The 20,423-nt window shown below is 74.2% G+C and carries 18 protein-coding genes and 1 tRNA gene; 15 read left to right on the top strand and 4 right to left on the bottom strand.

Annotated features, from left to right (window positions below; all coding sequences use genetic code 11):
* The 5 genes from moaC to ACOTKD_RS29395 form a co-directional block, all read left to right on the top strand.
* A partial coding sequence (gene moaC / locus ACOTKD_RS29375) for a cyclic pyranopterin monophosphate synthase MoaC (protein ID WP_424892010.1) occupies nt 1-335 on the top strand: 335 nt, incomplete at its 5' end.
* Nucleotides 332-877: a MogA/MoaB family molybdenum cofactor biosynthesis protein gene (locus ACOTKD_RS29380; protein ID WP_424892011.1), complete on the top strand. Its 546-nt coding sequence runs from the start codon at nt 332-334 to the stop codon at nt 875-877. The genes moaC and ACOTKD_RS29380, both read left to right, overlap by 4 nt.
* 56 nt (nt 878-933) lie before the next feature.
* Nucleotides 934-1,497, top strand: a complete 564-nt coding sequence (locus ACOTKD_RS29385) for a GNAT family N-acetyltransferase (RefSeq protein WP_424892012.1) — start codon at nt 934-936, stop codon at nt 1,495-1,497.
* Between the two features lie 151 nt (nt 1,498-1,648).
* Complete coding sequence (glpR, locus tag ACOTKD_RS29390; protein ID WP_424892013.1) at nt 1,649-2,764, top strand: gephyrin-like molybdotransferase receptor GlpR; 1,116 nt, start codon at nt 1,649-1,651, stop codon at nt 2,762-2,764.
* Between the two features lie 91 nt (nt 2,765-2,855).
* Nucleotides 2,856-2,929 (top strand) — tRNA-Ala (locus ACOTKD_RS29395).
* Between the two features lie 103 nt (nt 2,930-3,032).
* On the opposite strand, the gene ACOTKD_RS29400 is transcribed toward ACOTKD_RS29395, so the two are convergent.
* Complete coding sequence (locus ACOTKD_RS29400; protein WP_424892014.1) at nt 3,033-5,342, bottom strand: alpha-N-acetylglucosaminidase; 2,310 nt, start codon at nt 5,340-5,342, stop codon at nt 3,033-3,035.
* A gap of 250 nt (nt 5,343-5,592) precedes the next feature.
* On the opposite strand from ACOTKD_RS29400, the gene ACOTKD_RS29405 reads away from it, so the two are divergent.
* The 3 genes from ACOTKD_RS29405 to ACOTKD_RS29415 are packed head-to-tail and all read left to right on the top strand — an operon-like array spanning nt 5,593 to nt 7,890.
* Complete coding sequence (locus tag ACOTKD_RS29405; RefSeq protein ID WP_424892015.1) at nt 5,593-6,081, top strand: hypothetical protein; 489 nt, start codon at nt 5,593-5,595, stop codon at nt 6,079-6,081.
* Between the two features lie 20 nt (nt 6,082-6,101).
* On the top strand, nt 6,102-7,358 hold the full coding sequence (locus tag ACOTKD_RS29410; protein ID WP_424892016.1) for an ATP-binding protein: 1,257 nt from the start codon (nt 6,102-6,104) through the stop codon (nt 7,356-7,358).
* Between the two features lie 37 nt (nt 7,359-7,395).
* Complete coding sequence (locus tag ACOTKD_RS29415; RefSeq protein ID WP_424892017.1) at nt 7,396-7,890, top strand: hypothetical protein; 495 nt, start codon at nt 7,396-7,398, stop codon at nt 7,888-7,890.
* A 202-nt stretch (nt 7,891-8,092) separates the two neighbouring features.
* Here ACOTKD_RS29415 and ACOTKD_RS29420 read toward each other — a convergent pair whose 3' ends face one another.
* Nucleotides 8,093-8,578: a GNAT family N-acetyltransferase gene (locus tag ACOTKD_RS29420; RefSeq protein ID WP_424892018.1), complete on the bottom strand. Its 486-nt coding sequence runs from the start codon at nt 8,576-8,578 to the stop codon at nt 8,093-8,095.
* Nucleotides 8,579-8,613: 35 nt separating this feature from the next.
* On the opposite strand from ACOTKD_RS29420, the gene ACOTKD_RS29425 reads away from it, so the two are divergent.
* A complete protein-coding gene (locus ACOTKD_RS29425) occupies nt 8,614-9,402 on the top strand; it encodes an exodeoxyribonuclease III (protein ID WP_424892019.1) in 789 nt (262 codons plus the stop codon).
* A 211-nt stretch (nt 9,403-9,613) separates the two neighbouring features.
* Here the strand turns inward: ACOTKD_RS29425 and ACOTKD_RS29430 are convergent, their stop codons facing one another.
* Nucleotides 9,614-10,399, bottom strand: coding sequence for a MerR family transcriptional regulator (locus tag ACOTKD_RS29430; RefSeq protein ID WP_424892157.1), 786 nt, complete (start codon nt 10,397-10,399; stop codon nt 9,614-9,616).
* Between the two features lie 486 nt (nt 10,400-10,885).
* Between ACOTKD_RS29430 and ACOTKD_RS29435 the strand changes: the two genes are divergently transcribed.
* From ACOTKD_RS29435 to ACOTKD_RS29450, 4 genes are all read left to right on the top strand, one after another.
* Nucleotides 10,886-12,421, top strand: coding sequence for a flavin-containing monooxygenase (locus tag ACOTKD_RS29435; protein WP_424892020.1), 1,536 nt, complete (start codon nt 10,886-10,888; stop codon nt 12,419-12,421).
* Complete coding sequence (locus tag ACOTKD_RS29440; protein WP_424892021.1) at nt 12,418-13,296, top strand: SDR family oxidoreductase; 879 nt, start codon at nt 12,418-12,420, stop codon at nt 13,294-13,296. Before ACOTKD_RS29435 ends, ACOTKD_RS29440 begins: the two co-directional genes overlap by 4 nt.
* 97 nt (nt 13,297-13,393) lie before the next feature.
* Nucleotides 13,394-13,585, top strand: coding sequence for a hypothetical protein (locus tag ACOTKD_RS29445; protein WP_424892022.1), 192 nt, complete (start codon nt 13,394-13,396; stop codon nt 13,583-13,585).
* A 14-nt stretch (nt 13,586-13,599) separates the two neighbouring features.
* Nucleotides 13,600-13,785 carry a hypothetical protein gene (locus tag ACOTKD_RS29450; RefSeq protein WP_424892023.1) on the top strand — a complete coding sequence of 62 codons (186 nt, stop codon included), beginning with the start codon at nt 13,600-13,602 and terminating at the stop codon, nt 13,783-13,785.
* Nucleotides 13,786-13,845: 60 nt separating this feature from the next.
* On the opposite strand, the gene ACOTKD_RS29455 is transcribed toward ACOTKD_RS29450, so the two are convergent.
* Nucleotides 13,846-17,226 (bottom strand): S41 family peptidase, encoded by a 3,381-nt coding sequence (locus tag ACOTKD_RS29455; RefSeq protein ID WP_424892024.1) that lies wholly within the window; start codon nt 17,224-17,226, stop codon nt 13,846-13,848.
* Nucleotides 17,227-17,399: 173 nt separating this feature from the next.
* On the opposite strand from ACOTKD_RS29455, the gene ACOTKD_RS29460 reads away from it, so the two are divergent.
* Together ACOTKD_RS29460 and ACOTKD_RS29465 are read left to right on the top strand one after the other, a co-directional pair.
* Nucleotides 17,400-17,999 (top strand): TetR/AcrR family transcriptional regulator, encoded by a 600-nt coding sequence (locus ACOTKD_RS29460; protein WP_424892025.1) that lies wholly within the window; start codon nt 17,400-17,402, stop codon nt 17,997-17,999.
* Between the two features lie 110 nt (nt 18,000-18,109).
* On the top strand, nt 18,110-20,326 hold the full coding sequence (locus ACOTKD_RS29465; protein ID WP_424892026.1) for an MMPL family transporter: 2,217 nt from the start codon (nt 18,110-18,112) through the stop codon (nt 20,324-20,326).
* Nucleotides 20,327-20,423 lie beyond the last annotated feature (97 nt).

Genomic DNA, 20,423 nt, shown 5'->3' on the forward strand with positions numbered 1-20,423 from the left:
GCGAGGGCGTCCCCAAGGGCGACGCCCTCGCCACCGCCCGCATCGCCGGCATCATGGCCGCCAAGCGCACCCCCGACCTGATCCCGCTCTGCCACCCCCTGGCGCTCTCGGGTGTGAAGGTCGACCTGTGGGTCGCCGACGACGCCGTGGAGATCACCGCCACGGTGCGGACGACGGACCGCACGGGCGTGGAGATGGAGGCGATGACCGCGGTGAGCGCGGCCGCCCTGACGGTGGTCGACATGGTGAAGGCCGTCGACAAGGGCGCGGTGATCACGGACATCAGGGTGGAGGAGAAGACGGGCGGGAAGTCGGGCGACTGGAGCCGGTCATGAGCGCCCCGGAGCAGGCTCAGGCTCAGGCTCAGGCTCAGGCTCAGGCGCAGGCCATGAGGGCCCTGGTCGTCACCGCCTCCAACCGCGCCGCCGCGGGCGTCTACCCCGACAAGGGCGGGCCTCTCCTCGCCGCCGGGCTGGAGGCCCTCGGCTTCGCCGTGGACGGCCCCGTCGTCGTCCCCGACGGGGAGCCCGTGGCGGCGGCCCTCCGGGACGGGGTGGCCGCCGCCTACGACGTGATCGTCACCACCGGCGGCACCGGCCTCTCCCCGACCGACCGCACGCCCGAGGCGACCCGCCCCCTCCTCGACCGCGAGGTCCCCGGCATCGCCGAGGCCGTCCGCGCCGAGGGCCTGGCGAAGGTGCCCACGGCCGCGCTCTCCCGCGGCCTGGCCGGGCTGGCCGGCCGCACGCTGATCGTGAACCTGCCCGGATCGACGGGCGGCGTCCGCGACGGCCTCGCCGTGCTGGGCCGGCTGCTGGTCCACGCCGTGGAGCAGGTCCGCGGGGGCGACCACCCGAGAGCCGGGGGCCCGCACTGAACGCCGGCTGGCCGGCCGAGCCGGCGGACGGGGACGTCGTCCTGCGCCCCATCCGGATGCGCGACCAGCACCAGTGGCGCGAGGTCAACCGGCGCAACCGCGACTGGCTGCGGCCCTGGGAGGCCACGATCCCGCCGCCCCCGCCGGGCGGTCCGGTCACGCACCGGCCCACGTACCGGCAGATGGTGCGGCACCTGCGGGCCGAGGCGCACGCGGGGCGCATGCTGCCGTTCGTCATCGAGTACCAGGGCCGCCTGGCGGGCCAGCTGACCGTGGCGGGGATCACATGGGGCTCGATGTGCTCGGCCCACGTCGGCTACTGGGTGGACGAGGCCGTCGCCGGCCGCGGCGTGATGCCGACCGCGGTCGCGCTCGCCGTGGACCACTGCTTCCGCGCCGTCGGCCTGCACCGCGTGGAGGTGTGCATCCGGCCGGAGAACCTCCCCAGCCGCCGCGTGGTGGAGAAGCTGGGCTTCCGCGAGGAGGGGCTGCGGCCCCGCTACCTCCACATCGACGGCGCCTGGCGCGACCACCTGGTCTACGCGCTGACGGCCGAGGAGGTCCCGGAGGGGCTCCTGCAGCGCTGGCACCGGTCCCGCCCCGGCACACCCCGGAAATAGAATAAATATTCGAAAGTGACCGTCAATTGACGGTATTCGAGTCGACTCGGTCCCAACAATCACAAAAAAAGTTCGAGATATCAGCCGGATCGTGCGACACACCGGGCCAATTGGCGGAATCCCCTGCGCGTACCCCTCTACGGTGTGAAGTGTGAGCAGCAGCGGCCTCATCTACGCAGTCATCGTCGGGGCCTGGGCCGCCTACTTGGTGCCGATGTGGCTCCGTAGGCAGGACGAGCTCAATGAAGCCCGTCCGACGGAACGCTTCAGCACCGCCATCCGGCTCTTGTCCGGGCGGGCGGGGATGGAGCGCCGTTACGCCAAGGACCTGGAAGTGCGCGCCGCCGACGACGCGCCGGTCTCAGGCGAGCCCGGGGAGCCGGCGGCCCGTGCGCCCGAGCCGGAAGCGCCGACCGAAATGGTCGACGTCCGGCCCTTCGGCATGCCCGGAGGAGGCGGTGCGCCCCCGGCGGAAGCACCGGCCTCCGCGGGCCCGCCCGCGGGCGCCCCGGGCGTCCAGGGGGCGGCGGGGGAGCGCGCCGGGTCCTCCGCGACCCCGGCGGCCGCCGCCGCACGCGCCCGGCGCACCAAGGTCCTCGCGCGCCGGCGCCGCACGACGGTCGTGCTCTTCCTGGCCTTCACCCTGGGTGCGGTCGTCGCCGGTGTCGGCGGCCTGGCGTTCCTGTGGGTGCCGGCCGTCCCGGCGGTGCTGCTCAGCGCGTACATCGTCTACCTGCGGATCCAGGAGCGGCGGCGCTTCGCCTTCACCATGGACCAGCGCCGCGCCGAACTGGCCGCCCAGCGCCTGCGCGAGGGCCGCGTCCGCCCTCGCCAGGCGGCGGACCCCCACGCCGCCGCCGACCCCGTTGACACCGTCGCCCACCCGGCGCCCGCCGCCGACCACACGGTCGAGCCGTCGCCCGCCGCGGGCCGCCGCGCCCTCGTGGAGCAGACGGACCACGCGGAGTGGGTCGACCAGCAGCGCGACCGCGGCGCGGCCGAGGGCTGGGACCCGGTCCCCGTCCCCCTGCCCACCTACGTCACCGCACCGGTCGCCCCGCGCGCCGGCGACGACACCGACCTGGGCGCGCCCGACACCTGGAGCTCCGCCCGCTCCAGCACCGCCGACCCGGCCGCGGACCGCGCCCGCGCCGCCGCGGAGGAGCGCCGCCCCTCCCGGGGCCGCCGCCGCCCCCGCGAGGGCGGCCGCACGCCCCTCTTCGACCAGTACGCCGACGACGACCGCCCCCGCGCCGCCAACGAGTGACCCGCGTCACTTCACCGGCCCGGCCGCCTGACCAGCGGGGAGCGGATTACCGGGCACCCGGATGGAGCTGCTAGAGTTTCACTCGTTGCAAGGGCCTGTGGCGCAGTCCGGTAGCGCACCTCGTTCGCATCGAGGGGGTCAGGGGTTCGAATCCCCTCAGGTCCACAGCAAGGGATCCCGTCCGATCTGATAGATCGGACGGGATCTTTTTTATGCCCTTGCGGGTCATGTGCCCCTGCGGGCGCCGCCGTTGCGCGGCCGGGCTGCGTCAGAGTTTGCGGGCGACGCGCCGGGCCACCTTCACCACGTCACCCGCCGGCTTCGTCCGCAGGGCCGGGCGGTGGCGGAGCCAGTCCTCCTCCAGGGCGTACCAGTCGATGGCCTTCGGCTTGCGGCGGGTCGTGAGGGAGGCGTCCAGTTCCTTGAAGTACGCCGTCCAGCGCTTGCGGTAGAGGCCGCCGACCAGGCCCGACCACTCGCGGTTGGCGTAGTCGTGGAGCTTGCCGGCGTCGGCGGAGGGGCGGGGGCCCCAGGTGGTGAGGAGGGTGAGGGCGTCCTGTTCGAGGCGGTCGCGTTCGGCCTCGGAGGAGCCCCAGGCGCGGGCGGCGGCCGTCCAGCGGCTGAGGAGGTGGCGTTCGTCGGTGGCGACCGTCTCTTCGAGGAGGGCCATCCAGTCGAGCCACTGGCGGGTCAGGTCGCTCAGGCGGGCCCGGTCGCCCGCCTCGTAGGCCGCCTTGATCCGGGGCAGGAGGGTGCGGCTGCGGTTGGCGATCGACTGGCGCGTCACGTCCAGGAGGTCGTAGCGGTAGGCGGAGCTGCCGCGCAGGGCGGGGGCGACCGCGAGGAGTTCGGGCAGGGCTTTGTCGAAGGCGTCCGCGTCGTAGCGCAGTTGCCGCGGTGACCAGGTGGCGGCGTGGGTGACGGCCAGGTCGGGGCGGGCGCCGAAGAGGCCGTCGGCGGCCTCGCTCCAGCCGTCCTCGCGGGTCGTGCCGTAGGCGGTGCGGCGCAGGACGTCCCAGGCGCGGACGGCGTGCGGGTCGGCGGCGCCGTAGCGGTAGCGGGGCCACCGCGCGAACCAGTCCTCCAGGTCGATCCGGCCGTCGGTCCAGGCCAGGTCGCTGAAGAGGGCGAGCGCGGCGGGGTTGTTGTCGGCGGCCTCGGGCATCAGGGCGATGCCCTTGAGCGCGCTGCCGGGTTTGGTGCGCCAGTCCTCGTAGAGCCTCGCCCAGTCGCGGGTGTTGGCGCCCATGGCCGTGTGCCCGCCGAAGTTCCAGATGGAGCCGAAGGCGTACGGGGTGCCGCCCCAGTCGTCCTCGCGGTCGGTGACCTTGGGGTAGTGGTCGGGGACGCCGTCCAGGACGAGCATCCGGCTCCGGTCGACGGCGTCGAGGATCGCGCGGCGCGGGTTCTCCTGCCAGCCGAGGATCGCCCAGGTGGCGCGGGGGCGGGCGGCGCGCAGGGCCTTCTCGACGGCGCGGGCGGCGTCGGCGACGGGCACGTCGCCGGGTTTGCCGCCCTCGTGCAGCAGGTCCATCTTGTACATGGACGTGGCGCCGTAGAGCTCCTTCTGGACCCGGTAGAAGGTCGCCGCGACGCGCCGGAAGTGCGCGGTGCGCGGGTCGAGCCAGTCGGGCCGGCGGAAGCCGCCCCACGTGCCCTGCGGGACGGTGCGGGCGCCGGGGTTGCGCTGTGCGAAGCCGGGCGGCACGGTGCCGTAGTAGCCGGGGAGGACGGGCGTCATGCCCAGCTCCCGCAGCCGGCCGACGATCTTCTTCGCCAGGGCGGTCCGCCGCTCCAGCAGCCCGGCCGAGAGCGGCCCGCCGTAGCCCTCCATGTTCTGCAGCAGCCACCACGGCTGGTGGGCCGGGCCCGGCAGCCACGCGCGCAGCTCGGCGTCGCCGTAGCCGTGCTCGCGGAACGTGCGGTGGTAGACCGCGTCCGCGCCCGCGTAGACGAGCACCTCGTTGAAGCCGTGCAGCGCCAGCACATCGATTTCGCGCTGCCAGTAGTCCCACCCGTTGTAGGGGCCGGTGTAGCCGTCGCTCGTGTCGTTGAGCACGAACCGGTGGGGTACGTTCGCCGTCCTGACGACGGGGGTACGGACGCCGGGGAGGCGCGCGGGCAGGGCCGCGGTCTGCGCCCCGTTCCAGGAGAAGTGGGCGTGGGCGACGTGTCTGAGGTACCAGTGGAAGCCCGTGAGCTGCACGGCGGGCGTCGTGCCCGACACCTCCAGCGCGCCCTCCCGCCCGGACACCCGGAAGGCGTCCGCCCCGCCCTTGCGCGGCACCGTGCGGAAGGCGACCTGCCGGTGGTGGGCGGGCAGCAGCCGGGCGAGGGCCGCCGCGGCCGCTCCGGCGGCTCCCGGCGCGGCGGCGTCCTCCGCGCCGGGGAGCCCCGCCGCGGAGCTCTCGGCCCCGGCGGAGGCCACGGCCTCGGCGTCCGGGGAGCCGGAGTCCCCGCCGGGACCGCCCGGCCCCCCGGCGCTTCCCGGCCCGGCCGCGGCGGCCACGCCGGGCACCGTCCCCAGAGCCGCCGCCCCCGCGAGGGCGCCCAGGAGTTTGCGACGGGCCATGTGCATGAGTGACCTCCACCGTGACGAGTGCGAAGCTCCTGAGACAGGAGTGAACGGACCGGACCACTGGGGCGCATTACGCGCATTAGGCGCGGCGATCCTACGAGCTGATGAGCGCCACGCCGCAAGGGCGCGGGCGTCGAACCAGCCACGCCGGTTACATTTGGCACGAATGGCCCCATCGGATCGGCCCGGCCTGCTAAGTGCCACCGCTCCGGTCAGCCGCCGGCCCCGCCGGCCCGACCCGAGGAACCGCGTGCGACCGCTCACCGCAGCGCCCGGCGCCGTGGCCCTCGCCGCGGGCCTGCTCGCCATGGGCGCCCTGCTGACCGGCTGCGCCGACCCCGGCGGCCTGGAGGTCTCCGGGCCGGCCCTCAGCCCCTCGCCCGGTACGGGGGCCGTCTATGTCGCGGAGGCCGCGGACAAGCCGCCGGTGCGCCGCCCCGCCGCCCTCACCCTCTCTCCCGGGGCCGCCCTCTCCGAGCTGCGCTGGCAGTCCTGGGGCGGCCCGACGGCCGAGGCGTACGGCAGCGTGCGGGGCACCTGGTGCCGCCCCGCCTGCGCCCCGGACCGGCCGTACGCCGCCAAGGTCACCCTCGGCGGCCTCGTCCGCCGCGCCGCCGACGGCAACGGCGACGACGAGGGCACCGCCTACTACACCCGCGCCACCGTCGACCCCGAGGGCCTGCCCGGCTCGCTCGCCCACGAGCTGCGCGACCTGCGGCTCCCCGTCCCCCCGCGTTAGCCGCCGAGGAGCTGGAAGCCATGGGACTGCGCACGAAGATCGGCGTGGCGATCACCGCCACCGCCGCCCTGGTCGCCGTCATCATGGGCCTCGTCGTGCACCACCGCACCGCCACCAGCCAGCTGGAGACCGCGCGGGAGTCCCTGGAGAGCCGGCTCGCCACGGCCGTCGAGGACCACGCCGCGGGCGTCGACCGGCCGCGCACGCTCATCAACCCCGAGCGCATACCCGGGCCGCTGCGGAAGGCCGTCGGGCAGGGCAAGCGCGCCACCTACCTCGACCGCAGCGGCCCCGTACCGATGCTGTGGGCCGGCAGCCGCCTCGGCCGCGACACGATCGTCGTCAAACACCCCTACTCCCGGCAGGCCGCCAACCTCGACAAGCTCGACGAGGCCCTGTGGTGGGCGGGCGGCCTCGGCACCGCCTTCGCCGGCATCGTCGGCGTGGGCCTCGCGACCGTCGCCGGGCGCCGCCTCAACGCCTCCGCCCGGACGGCCGAGCGCATCGCCGACGGCGACCTCAGCGCCCGCCTCCGGCCGCGCGGCGGGCAGGACGAGATCGCCCGCCTGACCGTCGCCGTCAACACCATGGCCGACGCGCTGGCCGCCCGCCTCCAGGCCGAGCGCGAGGTCACCTCCAACATCGCCCACGAGCTGCGCACGCCCGTGGCCGGCCTGGTCGCCGCGGCCGAGGTGCTGCCGCCCGGGCGGCCCGCCGAAATGGTCCGGGAGCGGGCGGAGCGCGTCCGGGCGCTCATGGAGGACGTCCTGGAGGTCGCCCGGCTGGACGGCACCGCCGAACGGGCCGACACCGAGCTGCGGACGCTCGGCGAGCTGACCCGGCGCGCGGTCCGCGCGGCCGAGGTGGACGGCAAGGACGCCGCCGAGGTGCGGGTCGCGCGCGACTGCCTGGTCGAGACCGACGGCCGCCGCGTCGAGCGGATCCTCGCCAACCTCGTCACCAACGCCTTCCGGCACGGCGGCGCGCCCGTGACCGTGGAGGTCGACGGCGGCGCCGTCCGGGTCCGCGACGGCGGCCCCGGCTTCCCGCCCGAGCTGCTGACCCGCGGCCCCCAGCGCTTCCGCACGGGCTCGCGCTCCGGCCTCGGCCTGGGCCTGACGATCGCCGCGGGCCAGGCGCGGGTCCTCGGGGCGGCTCTGACCTTCGCCAACCCGGACGGCGGGGGCGCGCAGGCGACGCTGGACCTGAGCGCGTCGGTACGGGAGGGAGACCCGGCGCCGGACCCGGTGGCGGACGGCGGCCCCGGTCCTTCCTGAGGTGCGGGGCGGGCCGACTGCCCCAACAGTGGAAGCCATGAAAGACGACAACGTCCTCTTCCTGAACGTCCCCTCGCCCGAGAAGGGCCACCGGGCCCTGGACGCCCTGCGCGAGGCGCACGCCGCGGGCCGCCTCAAGCTCCGCGAAGGAGCGGTGATCTCCCGCGCCGACGACGGCACCCTCGACTTCCCCGACGCCGTGGACAACTCCGGCACGGGCCGCGCCTTCGCCGTCGGCGGCCTGCTCGGCGGCCTGCTGGGCATCCTCGGCGGCCCGCTCGGCGTCATGATCGGATTCGGGGCGGGCGGCCTCATGGGCGGCGTGCGCGACGCGCGCGAGGCCACGGCCGCGAACGCCGCCCTGGAGATGCTCGCGGCGGAGGTCCCGCCGGGCAGCACGGTCCTGGCCGTGGAGATCGTCGAGGACGGGCCGGAGGAGGCCGACGCGATCCTGGAGGCGTACGGGGAGGCCACGCGCTACCGGACGGACGACATCCGCCACGAGGTGGAGGCGGCGATCGCCGAGCACTGATCCCTGCCGGGGGGGGCAGGGGAACGCACGCGCCGGCCGGGCATGCCGCCGGACCCTCGCCGTGGTGGCGTGCCGCCGTTGCGGCGAGCGCGATCTGCCGGGCTGCCCGCGGCTTTCGTCTGTGGCGGAGCCGGCTGCCACCGCCGCGACGGCGCTCGGCCACGGTGGTGGAGTCCGGCGGTGCCGGACCGGGCCCGGCCCGTTACAGCGATTTCGTGAAGCAGCGGCTGCTCTCGTACGCCCGGTACATGCCGAACTTCCCCGCCTCCGGCACCGGCGCGTACCCGCTCGACACGTACAGCGCGATCGCCTCCGGCTGCTTCGTGCCCGTCTCCAGGACCATCCGCGTCCGGCCCGCCGCCCGGGCGTCCTCCTCCAGCTCCGCGAGGATCCGCCGCGCGAGCCCGCGCCCGCGCGCCTCCGGTATCACGTACATCCGCTTCAGCTCGGCGTCGCCGTCCGCGTGGCCCTCGCCGCCCGCCGCGTCGCGGGCGCGCCAGCCGCCGGTGGCGACGGGCGCGCCGCCGGGCTCGTAGGCGATGAGATACAGGCCACACGGCGGGGCGAACTGGGCCGGCTCCAGCGGGGTGAGATCACCGTCTCCGTACCGTTCCGCGTACTCCAGTTGGACCCGGTCCTGGAGCTTCACCGCGTCGGGATGGTCGTATGCGACCGGCAAGATCTGCATTCAAGGCATCGTACGGAAGTCGGTATCGTGCCGGAATGCTGACCGTTACGAGCGTGAATGTGAATGGACTCCGTGCGGCCTCCAAGAAGGGCTTCGTGGAGTGGCTGGCGCGGACCGGGGCGGACGTCGTCTGCCTTCAGGAGGTCCGGGCCGAGCCGCACCAGCTGCCCGACGAGGTGCGCGAGCCGGAGGGCTGGTTCACGGTCCACGCCCCGGCGGCGGCCAAGGGGCGCGCGGGCGTCTCGCTCTACTCGCGCCGCGAGCCGGAGGCCGTGCGCATCGGCTTCGGCTCGGCCGAGTTCGACGGCAGCGGCCGCTACGTGGAGGCCGACTTCCCGGGCGTGACGGTCGCCAGCCTCTACCTGCCCTCCGGTGAGGTCGGCACGGAGCGGCAGGACGAGAAGGAACGCTTCATGGCGGAGTTCCTGCCGTACCTGGTCGGGCTCAAGGCGCGCGCGGCGGCCGAGGGGCGCGAGGTCCTGGTCTGCGGCGACTGGAACATCGCGCACACCGAGGCCGACCTGAAGAACTGGAAGGCCAACCGCAAGAGCGCGGGCTTCCTGCCCGAGGAGCGCGAGTGGCTCGGCAAGGTCTTCGGCGAGTACGTGGACGTGGTCCGGGCGCTGCACCCGGGCGTCGACGGGCCGTACTCGTGGTGGTCGTACCGCGGGCGGGCCTTCGACAACGACTCGGGCTGGCGCATCGACTACCTGGTCGCGACGCCGGGGCTGGCGGAGCGGGCGCTGAAGGCGACGGTGGAGCGGGCGGCCTCGCACGACCTGCGGTGGTCGGACCACGCGCCGGTGACCGGCGTCTTCGGCTGAGGCCGGGCCCCGGCCACGGCTTCGGCCCCGGTTCCCGCCCGGGCTCCGGCTTTCGGCGCAATCACGCCCGTTTGCGTGCGCGGACTCCGGCTTCCCGCCCGCCAGCGGGCGGCGGGCTGCTTCAATTCTGCTTCGTGGAAGCACAGTTGGCCTGACCGGCCGGCGTACGGGCGTGGTCGCGGCATGGCGCGCCCGTGCGTCCCCGCCGCCGTCAGCCGGGTCTGGCGGGTCCCGGTTCGTCGGCGGCGCCGTGCGCACCGAGCCACACAGCCGGCTCGGTGCGCACGCGCCGGTCCAGGGCCATGGTGATCTCCGCGTCCATGACCGTCTTGGCGATGCTCCGCAGCTCGGCGAGGGCGGTGGCGGTGGCGGGCTCGCCCGGCCGCAGCCCGGCGAGCACGTGGGTGCGGATGAGCTCGGTGAACGTCCCGGCGAGGGCGTCCGCGTGGGCCCGCACCTCGCGGCCCGCGGCGAGGACCGCGGCCAGCGGGACGCCGTGCCGCACGAGTGCGGTCGAGGCGTCCAGGAGGCGGCGGCTGACGTGCACGATCTCGTCGCCGTCGACGCCGAGGTAGCCCATGTCGAGCGAGGCGGTGAGGTTCTCCGGGGTGATCTCGCCCGCGAAGCGGTCGGCCAGCTCGGCCGGGGTGAGGCGGACGGCGGCCTCCTCCTGCCACGGGACGGCGACCGCCGCCCCCGCCAGCCCCAGCAGTTCGCCCACGTCCCGCCCGCACTCGAAGGCGCTGATCAGCTCGGCGATGCCGCCGAGGGTGTGCCCGCGCTCCAGGAGCGCGGCGATCGTCTGCAGCCGGGCCAGGTGTTGCGGCCCGTACCAGGCGATGCGGCCCTCGCGGCGCGGCGGCGGCAGCAGCTTGCGCTCGCGGTAGAAGCGCAGCGTACGGGGGGTGATGCCGGCGGCGTCGGCGAGCTCGGCGGCGCGGTACTGCCGTGCGGCGGGCTCGGCCGGTTCCTCGGTGCGGGGTTGCCGTGCGGCCAGCTCGGCCGGTTCCTCGGTGTGGTGTTGCTGTTGCCTCGCGGCGGCTTCGGGCGGCTCCGGGGCGCGCTGTTGCCTCACGGCTCCTGCGGGCGGCTCCTCGGTGCGGTGCTGCCGTGCGGCGGCGTCCGCCGGTTCCGCGGCGCGGCTCTCGTGCGCGGCGGGCTCGGCCGGCCTCGCCGCCCCGCGGCGTTCCGGCCTGCCGGCCCCCGCCGCGGCCTCGCCGGCCGTCCCCGGCGCCCGGCGTTCCCCGGCCGAACCGGTGCGCCGTGCGGCCCCGGCTGAGCCGGCACGCCGCGCCGCCCCGCGGCCCCCTTCGTCGCCCATCGCGTCCCCCTCGTCCGTGGTCACGCGCGAAGCGTAAGCGTACGTGCGACCGGCGGTAACTTCCTTTCCCTGTACCCCTATCGCTCGGCCCGGCTCTGCCCTACGCTCCCCATCGTGCCAGTGATTGCTGGCGCAGTTGTGTCGAATCCGGGAGGCTGCGGCATGGCCGAGCAGAGGCGTCAGCACGTACGGGTTGCGGTGATCGGGTCCGGCTTCGGCGGGCTGGGGGCGGCGATCCGGCTGCGCCGCGAAGGGATCACCGACTTCGTGGTCCTGGAGCGCGCCGGCTCCGTCGGCGGCACCTGGCGCGACAACACCTACCCCGGCTGCGCCTGCGACGTGCCGTCCCACCTCTACTCCTTCTCCTTCGCCCCCAACCCCGCCTGGCCGCGCAGCTTTTCCGGCCAGGCGCACATCCGCGCGTACATGGAGCACGTCACCGACACCTTCGGGCTCCGCCCCCACCTGCGCTTCGACTCCGAGGCGCAGCAGCTGCGCTGGGACGAGGAGGAGCTGCGCTGGGAGGTCACCACGGCCGGGGGCGACTACACCGCCGACGTCGTCGTCTCCGCCACCGGCCCCCTCGCGGACCCGCGCGTCCCGGAGATTCCCGGCCTGGACTCCTTCCCCGGCAAGGTCTTCCACTCCGCCCGCTGGGACCACGACTTCGAGCTGCGCGGCAAGCGCGTCGCCGTGATCGGCACGGGCGCCTCCGCGATCCAGATCGTGCCGGGCATCCAGCCCGAGGCGGGCCGCGTCACCCTCTTCCAGCGCACCCCGCCGTGGGTGCTGCCCCGCTTCGACCGCCCCGTCTCGGCCGCCGAGCGCTGGCTGCACACCCGGCTGCCCGCGACGGCGGCGCTGCGCCGCGGCGTCCTGTGGGGCATCCGGGAGCTGCAGGTCAGCAACTTCACCAAGCACCCGGAGCGGATGCGCGTGGTGGAGAAGCTGGCGCTGGCCCACCTGCGCAAGGCCGTCGCGGACCCGGCCCTGCGGGCCCGGCTGACGCCGGACTACCGCATCGGCTGCAAGCGCATCCTGCTCTCCAGCGACTACTATCCGGCGCTCGCCCGCCCGAACGTGGACCTGGTGGCCTCGGAGCTGGCCGAAGTGCGGGGATCGACGCTCGTCGCCGCCGACGGCACGGAGGCCGAGGCCGACGCCATCGTCTTCGGGACGGGCTTCCGGGTCACGGACATGCCGATCGCCGAGCGGGTCACCGGCGCCGGCGGCGTGACGCTCGCCGAGGCGTGGAAGGACGGCATGGCGGCCCTGCGCGGCACCAGTGCCGCCGGCTTCCCCAACTTCCTCACCGTCATCGGGCCCAACACCGGCCTGGGCAACAGCTCGATGATCCTGATCATCGAGTCCCAGCTGAACTACCTGGCCGACTTCATGCGGCAGCTGGACACCCTCGGCGGCAGGGCGGCCCTGGACGCCCGCCCCTCCGCGGTCAACGCCTGGAACCGGCACCTCCAGCGCCGCATGGAACGCACGGTCTGGAACACCGGCTGCAACAGCTGGTACCTGGACGCGAACGGCCGCAACACCGTCGTCTGGCCCGGCACCACCGCCGAGTTCCGCAGGGCCACCCGCCAGGTGAACCTCTCCGAGTACCAGGTGCTGCGGCCACCGCGCGCACCTCGTACGGCGGTGACCGCGGCCGCCGGGGCCGCCGGGACGGAGGCCGCGCGATGAGCCGGGTGAGCCTCGAAGGCCAGGTCGCCGTCGTCACCGGCGCCGCCCGCGGCGTGGGCGAGCAGCTGGCCCGCAAGCTGTCGGCGCGCGGCGCGCGCGTCGCGCTGGTGGGCCTGGAGCCGGACGAGCTGGCCCGGGTCGCGGCCTCGCTGCACGAGGACGCCGCGCACTGGCACGCGGACGTCACCGACCACGAGGTCATGACGCAGGTCGCCCGCGAGGTCAAGGCCCGCTTCGGCAAGGCCGACATCGTCGTGGCCAACGCCGGCGTCGCCGCGGGCGGCCCGTTCGCCGGCTCCGACCCCGGGAGCTGGCGCCGCGTCGTGGACGTCAACCTCGTCGGCAGCGCCGTCACGGGCCGCGCCTTCCTGCCCGTCCTCGCCGAGAGCCGCGGCTACCTGCTGCAGGTGGCCTCGCTCGCCGCGATGGCCCCGGCGCCGCTGATGAGCGCCTACTGCGCGTCGAAGGCCGGCGTCGAGGCGTACGCGCACTGCCTGCGCGGCGAGGTCGCCCACAAAGGCGTCCGGGTCGGCGTCGCCTACCTGAGCTGGACCGACACGGACATGGTGCGCGGCGCCGACGAGTACGAGGTGATGCGCGAGCTGCGGCAGCGCCTCCCGTGGCCGGCCAACCGCACCTACCCGCTCGGCCCGGCCGCCGACCGCCTGGTCGACGGCATCGAGCGGCGCGCGGCGCACGTGTACGGGCAGGGCTGGCTGCGGCTGATGCAGGGCGCCCGCGGCTGGCTGCCCGGCCTGCTCGCCCTCGGCGCGGAGCGCGAGATGCGGCGGTACGAGCCGAGGCTCGCGGGCATGCGCGCGGGGCTGGTGGGCGCGGGCGGGGCGGCGGACGAGAAGGAGCGCACGGGGGTGTAGCGCAGCGTAGTCATCCGATGTGCGGCCCCTGGGGGTGCGTGTAAGGCTGTTCTGGGGCGAACTACCCCGAATCCCCTCGGTGAGGAGAGTGGACAGCATGGGCATCAAGGACGAGATGCAGGACAAGGCGCGGCAGGCCCAGGAGAAGGCCCGGCAGGCCAAGGAGCAGGCCCAGCAGAGGGGCCGGCAGGAACAGGACAAGCTCAAGGAGCGCCGGCAGCAAGGTCGGCAGGAGGGCCGTCAGCAGTCCTTCGACGACCTGCGCGACGAGCTCGACGACCGCACCTGAGGGGGCTGAGCCTCATGGCCAAGGGAGACAAGGCCAAGAGCAAGGCCGAGCAGCTCAAGCAGCAACAGGCCGGAAAGGCCGCACAATCCGGCAAGAAGGCCGAACAGAACGCCAACGACAAGGCCCGCCAGGAACTGATCCGCAAGGAGCAGGAGGAGTGGGACCGTCGCGACACGTTCGACGAGAACTTCGAGATCTGACCATCGCGACCCTCGCGAGCAGAGGCGCACCCCGCAAGGGGTGCGCCTCTGCTGCTGCGCTCAGCTCCGCGGCGGCAGCTTCGGCCGCCGCAGGTCCGGCGCCCCCGAGTAGTCCGGCGGCTGCGCCGCGCCGTGCCGATCCAGCAGGTCGAGCGCGATCTGCACCGCGTCGTCCAGCTGCTTGTGCCGGCCCTCGGCCCAGTCCAGCGGCGTGCGGTCGATCTCGACGTCGGGTTCGACGCCGCGGTTCTCGATCGTCCAGCCGTACGCGTCGAACCACGCCGCGTTCATCGGCACCGTGATCGACGTGCCGTCCCCGAGCCGGTGCCGGCCGGTCATCCCGACCACGCCGCCCCAGGTGCGCAGGCCCACGACCGGGCCGATGCCCTGCAGCTTGAACGCGGCGGTGATCATGTCGCCGTCGGAGGAGGTCATCTCGTCCGCGATGGCGACGACCGGCCCGCGCGGGGCGTTGCTCGCGTACGACACGGGCTGGGCGTCGCGCGTGAGGTCCCAGCCGATGATGGTGCGGGTGAGCTTCTCCACGACCAGCTCGCTGATGTTGCCGCCCGCGTTGCCGCGCACGTCGACGATCAGGGCGGGGCGGGACATCTCCATGCGCAGGTCGCGGTTGAACTGGGCCCAGCCCGAGCCGCCCATGTCGGGGATGTGCAGGTAGCCGCACTTGCCGCCGCTGAGCTCGCGGACCACCGCGCGGCGCTTGGCCACCCAGTCCTGGTAGCGCAGCGGGCGCTCGTCGACGAGCGGGACGACGGCGACGCGGCGCGCGTGCCCTTCCGGCTCGGGGGAGCGGAAGGTGAGCTCCACGGTGGTCCCGCCCGCCGCCGCGAGCAGCGGGTACGGGCCCGCGACCGGGTCGACGGGCCGGCCGTCGACGTGCGTGAGGGCCGCGCCCTCGCGGATGCCCGAACCGGCCAGCGGGGAGCGGGCCTTGGAGTCGGAGGAGTCGCCGGGCAGGATGCGCCGGACCGTCCAGGAGCCGTCCTTCCGGTGCGTGAGGTTGGCGCCGAGCAGGCCGATGGCGCGCTGGTAGTGCGGCGGGCCCTCGTTGCGGCGGGCGGGGGCGACGTAGGCGTGCGAGGTGCCCAGCTCGCCGAGGACCTCGCGCAGCAGGTCGGCGAAGTCGTCGGGGGTGGCGACCCGGCCGACCAGGGGTCGGTACTGGGCGAGCACCGCGTCCCAGTCGATGCCGCACATGCCCGGCTCCCAGAAGTACGCGCGGACGATCCGCCCGGCCTCCTCGTAGGCCTGCCGCCACTCGGCGGCGGGGTCGACGTCGTGCTTGATGCGCCGCATGTCGATGAAGACCGTCGACTCGGGGTCGGGGGTGTCCGTGGCGGGGACGGCCCGCAGCTCGCCGTCGTCGTTGACGACGAGGCGGGTGCCGTCGCCGCTGACCGCGAACCAGTCGAGGGAGCTGGTGAGTTCGGTGCGCTTGGCCTTGGTGAGGTCGAAGTGCTCCAGGGTGGGCTTGCCGGAGACGTCGGCGGGGTTGGCGAAGGTCTCGCCGAGCGCCCCGGAGATCGGCCAGCGCAGCCACACCAGGCCGCCGCCGCTGACCGGGCGCAGCGACGAGTACTTCGAGGCGGCCACGGGGAAGGGCGTCACCCGGCTCTCCAGCCCCTCCGCCTCGATCAGCGTCGGCCCGGCGCCGGTGTCCTCCAGGTCCAGGCCGCCGGCCGCGGGCCGGCCCTCGGCGGACAGCGCGAACGGCGAGGGCGTCGCCGAGGACAGCGGGACGAGGTAGGGGCGGCAGCCCAGCGGGAAGGACAGGTCGCCGGTGTGCACGTCGTAGACCGGGTCGAAGCCGCGCCAGGAGAGGAAGGCCAGATAGCGGCCGTCGCGGGTGAAGACCGGCTGCTCGTCCTCGAAGCGCCCGTTGGTCACGTCGACGATCAGGCGGTCCTTGAGCCGCGCGATCTTGATCTGGCGCAGGGAGCGGCCGATGCCGGGGTGGGACCAGGCCAGCCACTCCGAGTCGGGGGAGAAGGCGAGGTCGCGCACCGGCCCGTTGGCCGACCGGATCAGCTCGCTCACCTCTTGGGCTCCGCCGCCGTCCGGTCCGGCGCCTTCGGCGGATCCCGCGCTCTCGTCCGGTCCTGTGCCCTCGCCGGAGCCGGAGGAGCCGGAGCCTGTGGCCTCGCCCGATCCCGATCCCGTGCCCTCGCCCTCGGCCGAGGTGTCCACGAGCAGCAGCCGCCCGTCGTGCGTGGCCAGGGCCAGCCGCTCGCCGTCGGGAGAGGCCAGGGTCTCGTGCACCCGGCCGATCTTCCCGGCGGCCAGCCGCCGCGGCTCGGCCGGGCCCGCCGCCCGCGGCAGCTGGGCGATCTCGATCGCGTCCTCGCCCTCCGCGTCCGTCACGTAGGCCACCTGCCCGGACGCGCCGAGCATCTCCGGCAGCCGCACCCGCACACCCGGGGTGTCGGCGATGGTGCGGGCGGGGCCGTCGCGGTGGGTGAGCCAGTAGAGGCTGCCGCGCACTTGGACGGCGCTCGCCCGGCCCGTCGTGTCCACGCTCACGCCATCGATGTTGGAGGCGGCCTGCACCTGGTACGGGCGGCGCCCGGCGCGCGGCCCGCCCAGCGTCACCTCCAGGCGGCGCGGCTTCCCCTCCGGGCCGAGGTCGTCCACCAGCCACAGCTCGCCCGCGCACTGGTAGACGACGCGCTCGCCGTCGGTCGAGGCGTGCCGGGCGTAGAAGTCGTCGTGGTCGGTGTGGCGGCGCAGCTGCGAGCCGTCGGGCAGGCAGGAGTAGAGGTTGCCGACGCCCTCGTGGTCGGAGAGGAAGACGATCCGGCCGCCCGCGAACATCACCGAGTCGAGGTGGCCGCCGATCTCCGGCACCAGCCGCCGCTCCTTCGCGCCCAGCAGCCACAGCCGGCCCGTGGCCCCGCCGCGGTAGCGCTTCCAGGCGGCGGGCTCGTGCGGCGGCTTGCCGGCCAGCAGCAGCGTGCGGTGCTCGCCGCCGGCCTCGCCGATCGCGATGTCGGACACCGGGCCCCACGGCAGCCGCAGGCCCGGACCGCCCTCGGTCGGCACCCGGTAGGCCCACGAGAAGTACGAGAACGGCTGGCCGTGCGAGGAGACGGCGAGGACGTCGTGGCCGCCGTTGCGGTCCGAGGGGGCCCAGCCGCAGACGCGGGCGTCGGTGCTGCCCCAGTAGGTGAGCCGGCGGGCGGGTCCGCCGTCGACCGGGGCCAGGTGGATCTCGGGGTCGAGGCTGCGCCAGTTCGTGTAGGCGATGTGGCGGCCGTCGGGGGAGAAGCGGGGATGGCCGACGCGGGTGCGGTCGACGGTCAGCCGCCAGGCCCGGCCGCCGGACGCCCCCGGCTCCAGGGGGGCCAGCCACAGGTCGTCCTCCGCGGTGAAGCAGAAGAGATCACCATGGAGATGAGGAAATCTCAGGTAAGAATCACTCACTCCACCATCGTTTCGGCCCCCGGGAGGCGCGGCAACTCGGTCGCCCGGGACCGGGGCGGTAACCGGCCGTGACGGAGAACACTGGCGAAACGGCGCCGTTTCGATCCCGCACCGTCGTACGCTTCCAGGTGTACGAAACCGTTTCGTACGGGAGTGGACCCAGGGAGGTGGCCGTGTCCACGGATCCGACCGAGCCCGCGGCGCGCCGCACCCGGCTCACCCCCGAGCGCGAGGCCGAGCTCTACGAGGCGGTCCTCGCGATCCTGCGCGAGGTCGGCTACGACGGCCTGACCATGGACGGCGTCGCCGCCCGCACGCACGCCAGCAAGGCCACCCTCTACCGCCAGTGGAAGGGCAAGCCCGAGCTGGTCGCGAGCGCGCTGCGGCACCAGAAGCCGGTCAAGCTGGCGGACATCGACACCGGCTCCCTGCGCGGTGACCTCCGCAAGATGGCGTGCGAGGTGGACGATGAACAGATGGCGCGCGACGCCGCCCTTATGCGCGGCCTCGGGCACGCGATCCACACCAACCCCGACCTGCATCAAGCACTGCGCGACCTGCTGATCCGGCCGGAGCACGAAGGGCTCCGCGCCATGCTGCGCCGCGCGGTCGACCGGGGCGAGGTGGCCGCGGACAATCCCGCGCTCGACTTCGTCCCGCACATGATGCTGGGCGCGTTCATCGCCCGCTCCCTGATCGAGGACAAGACCGCGGACACCGCGTACCTGTCCCGCTACATCGACGCCGTGGTCCTCCCCGCCCTCGGCGCCTGACCCCCACAGATCACCTCCCCCACACTGCCCACGTGACGTGCCGCTCTCGTCGTCGGGCTGCTTCCCCATGCCCTTGTTCATCCACTGATCCGACGGGAGCACCACTCCTCGTGGCCACGTTCCTCTACAGACTCGGCCGGCTCGCCTACCGGCGGCGCTGGTACTTCGCCCTCATATGGGTGCTGCTGCTGGTCCTCGCCGGGGCCGGCGCCGCCACCGCGTCCAAGTCCTCCAACAACGACTTCTCCATACCGGGCACGGAGGCGCAGCGCGCCTTCGACCTCCTGGAGAAGCGCTTCCCGGGCAACAACGAGCAGAACGCGTCCGCCCGCGTCGTCTTCAAGGCCCCGGAGGGCCAGAAGCTCACCGACCCGAAGAACAAGGCGGCCGTCGAGAAGGTCATCGGCGAGCTCAAGCACAGCTCGCAGGTGGCCGCCGCGGCCGACCCGTTCACGGCGAAGACCGTCAACCCGGCCGGCACCACCGGCTACGCCTCCGCCGCGTACAAGGTCAAGTCCATGGACCTGACCGAGGACTCGCGCAGCGAGCTCAAGGAGGCCGCCCAGCACGGCCGCGACGCCGGGCTGACCGTCGAGGTCGGCGGCAGCGTCCTGCAGGAGATGCCCGAGGGCGGCTCCGAGGCCATCGGCATCGCCGTCTCCGCGGTCGTCCTGCTGATCACCTTCGGCTCGCTGGTCGCCGCGGGCCTGCCGCTCCTGACGGCCATCATCGGCGTCGGCATCGGCGTCTCGTCCATCGCGGCGCTCGCGCCCCTGCTGGACCTCTCCACCAACACCTCCACGCTCGCCATGATGATCGGCCTCGCGGTCGGCATCGACTACGCGCTGTTCATCGTCTCCCGCTACCGCGCGGAGCTGGCCGAGGGCCGCGAGCGCGAGGAGGCGGCCGGACGGGCCGTCGGCACCGCCGGTTCGGCGGTGGTCTTCGCGGGCCTCACCGTCGTCATCGCGCTGGCCGGCCTCATGGTCGTCAACATCCCCATGCTGACGAAGATGGGCATGGCCGCGGCGGGCACGGTCACCATCGCGGTGCTGATCGCGCTGTCCCTCATCCCCGCCCTGCTCGGCTTCGCCGGCAAGCAGGTCCTGGCCCGCAAGGTCCGCAAGGCGAAGCCGGGCGCCGAGGGCGCCGGCAAGCCGAACATGGGCACCCGCTGGGCCCGCTTCGTGCTGCGCAAGCCCGTGCTCGTGCTCGTCGCCGGTGTGCTGGGCCTGGGCGCCGTCGCCGTGCCCGCCGCCTCCCTGGAGCTGGGCCTTCCGGACGACGGCGCGGCGTCCAAGAGCAGCACGCAGCGCAAGGCGTACGACCTGCTGTCCGAGGGCTTCGGCCCCGGCTTCAACGGCCCGCTCATGGTCATCACCGACGTGGCGGACGCCAAGGACCCCAAGGGCGCGGTCCAGAAGGTCGGCGACAAGCTGAAGGGCCTGGACAACGTCGCCACCGTGACCCCGGCGCACTTCAACCCGGCCGGTGACACGGCCATGCTCACCGTCGTCCCCAAGTCCAAGCCCACCAGCACGGACACCGAGGACCTGGTCCACGCGATCCGCGCCGAGGGCGGCCCGCTCAAGGCCGACACGGGCGCGGAGGTGCTCGTCACCGGCGCCACGGCGATGAACATCGACGTCTCGCAGAAGCTCAACGACGCCCTGCTGCCCTACCTGGCACTCGTCGTCGGCCTCGCCTTCCTGCTGCTGATGGTCGTCTTCCGCTCGGTGCTCGTGCCGCTGAAGGCCGCGCTCGGCTTCCTGCTGTCGGTCGTCGCCGCGCTCGGCGCCGTCGTGGCGGTCTTCCAGTGGGGCTGGCTCGGTTCGCTCTTCGGCGTCGAGGAGACCGGCCCGATCATGTCGATGATGCCGATCTTCATGGTGGGCGTCGTCTTCGGCCTCGCCATGGACTACGAGGTCTTCCTCGTCACCCGGATGCGGGAGGCGTTCGTCCACGGCGAGCGGCCCGGACAGGCCGTCGTGACCGGCTTCAAGCACGGTGCGCGCGTGGTGACGGCCGCGGCCATCATCATGATCAGCGTCTTCGCCGGCTTCATCGGCTCCTCCGAGCAGATGATCAAGATGATCGGCTTCGGCCTGGCCATCGCCGTCTTCTTCGACGCGTTCGTCGTCCGCATGGCCATCGTGCCGGCGGTGCTCGCCCTGCTCGGGAAGTCGGCGTGGTGGCTGCCGGGGTGGCTGGCGAAGGTCCTGCCGAACGTGGACGTCGAGGGCGAGGGGCTCCAGAAGCGGCTCGCCGAGCCGGGGGCGCCGAAGGCGCCGGACGCGGACGAGGACCGGGAGCTGGTCAAGGCCTGACCTCGGCTCTTCGCGGGCGCGGCCCGGCGGTGCGGCTCACCCCTGCGGGTGGGCCCGGCACCGCCGGGCCGCGCCGGTTCGGCTGATCGCCGTGGCG

The organism is Streptomyces sp. XH2, from assembly GCF_049725035.1.
GTDB classification, from domain to species: domain Bacteria; phylum Actinomycetota; class Actinomycetes; order Streptomycetales; family Streptomycetaceae; genus Streptomyces; species Streptomyces roseoverticillatus.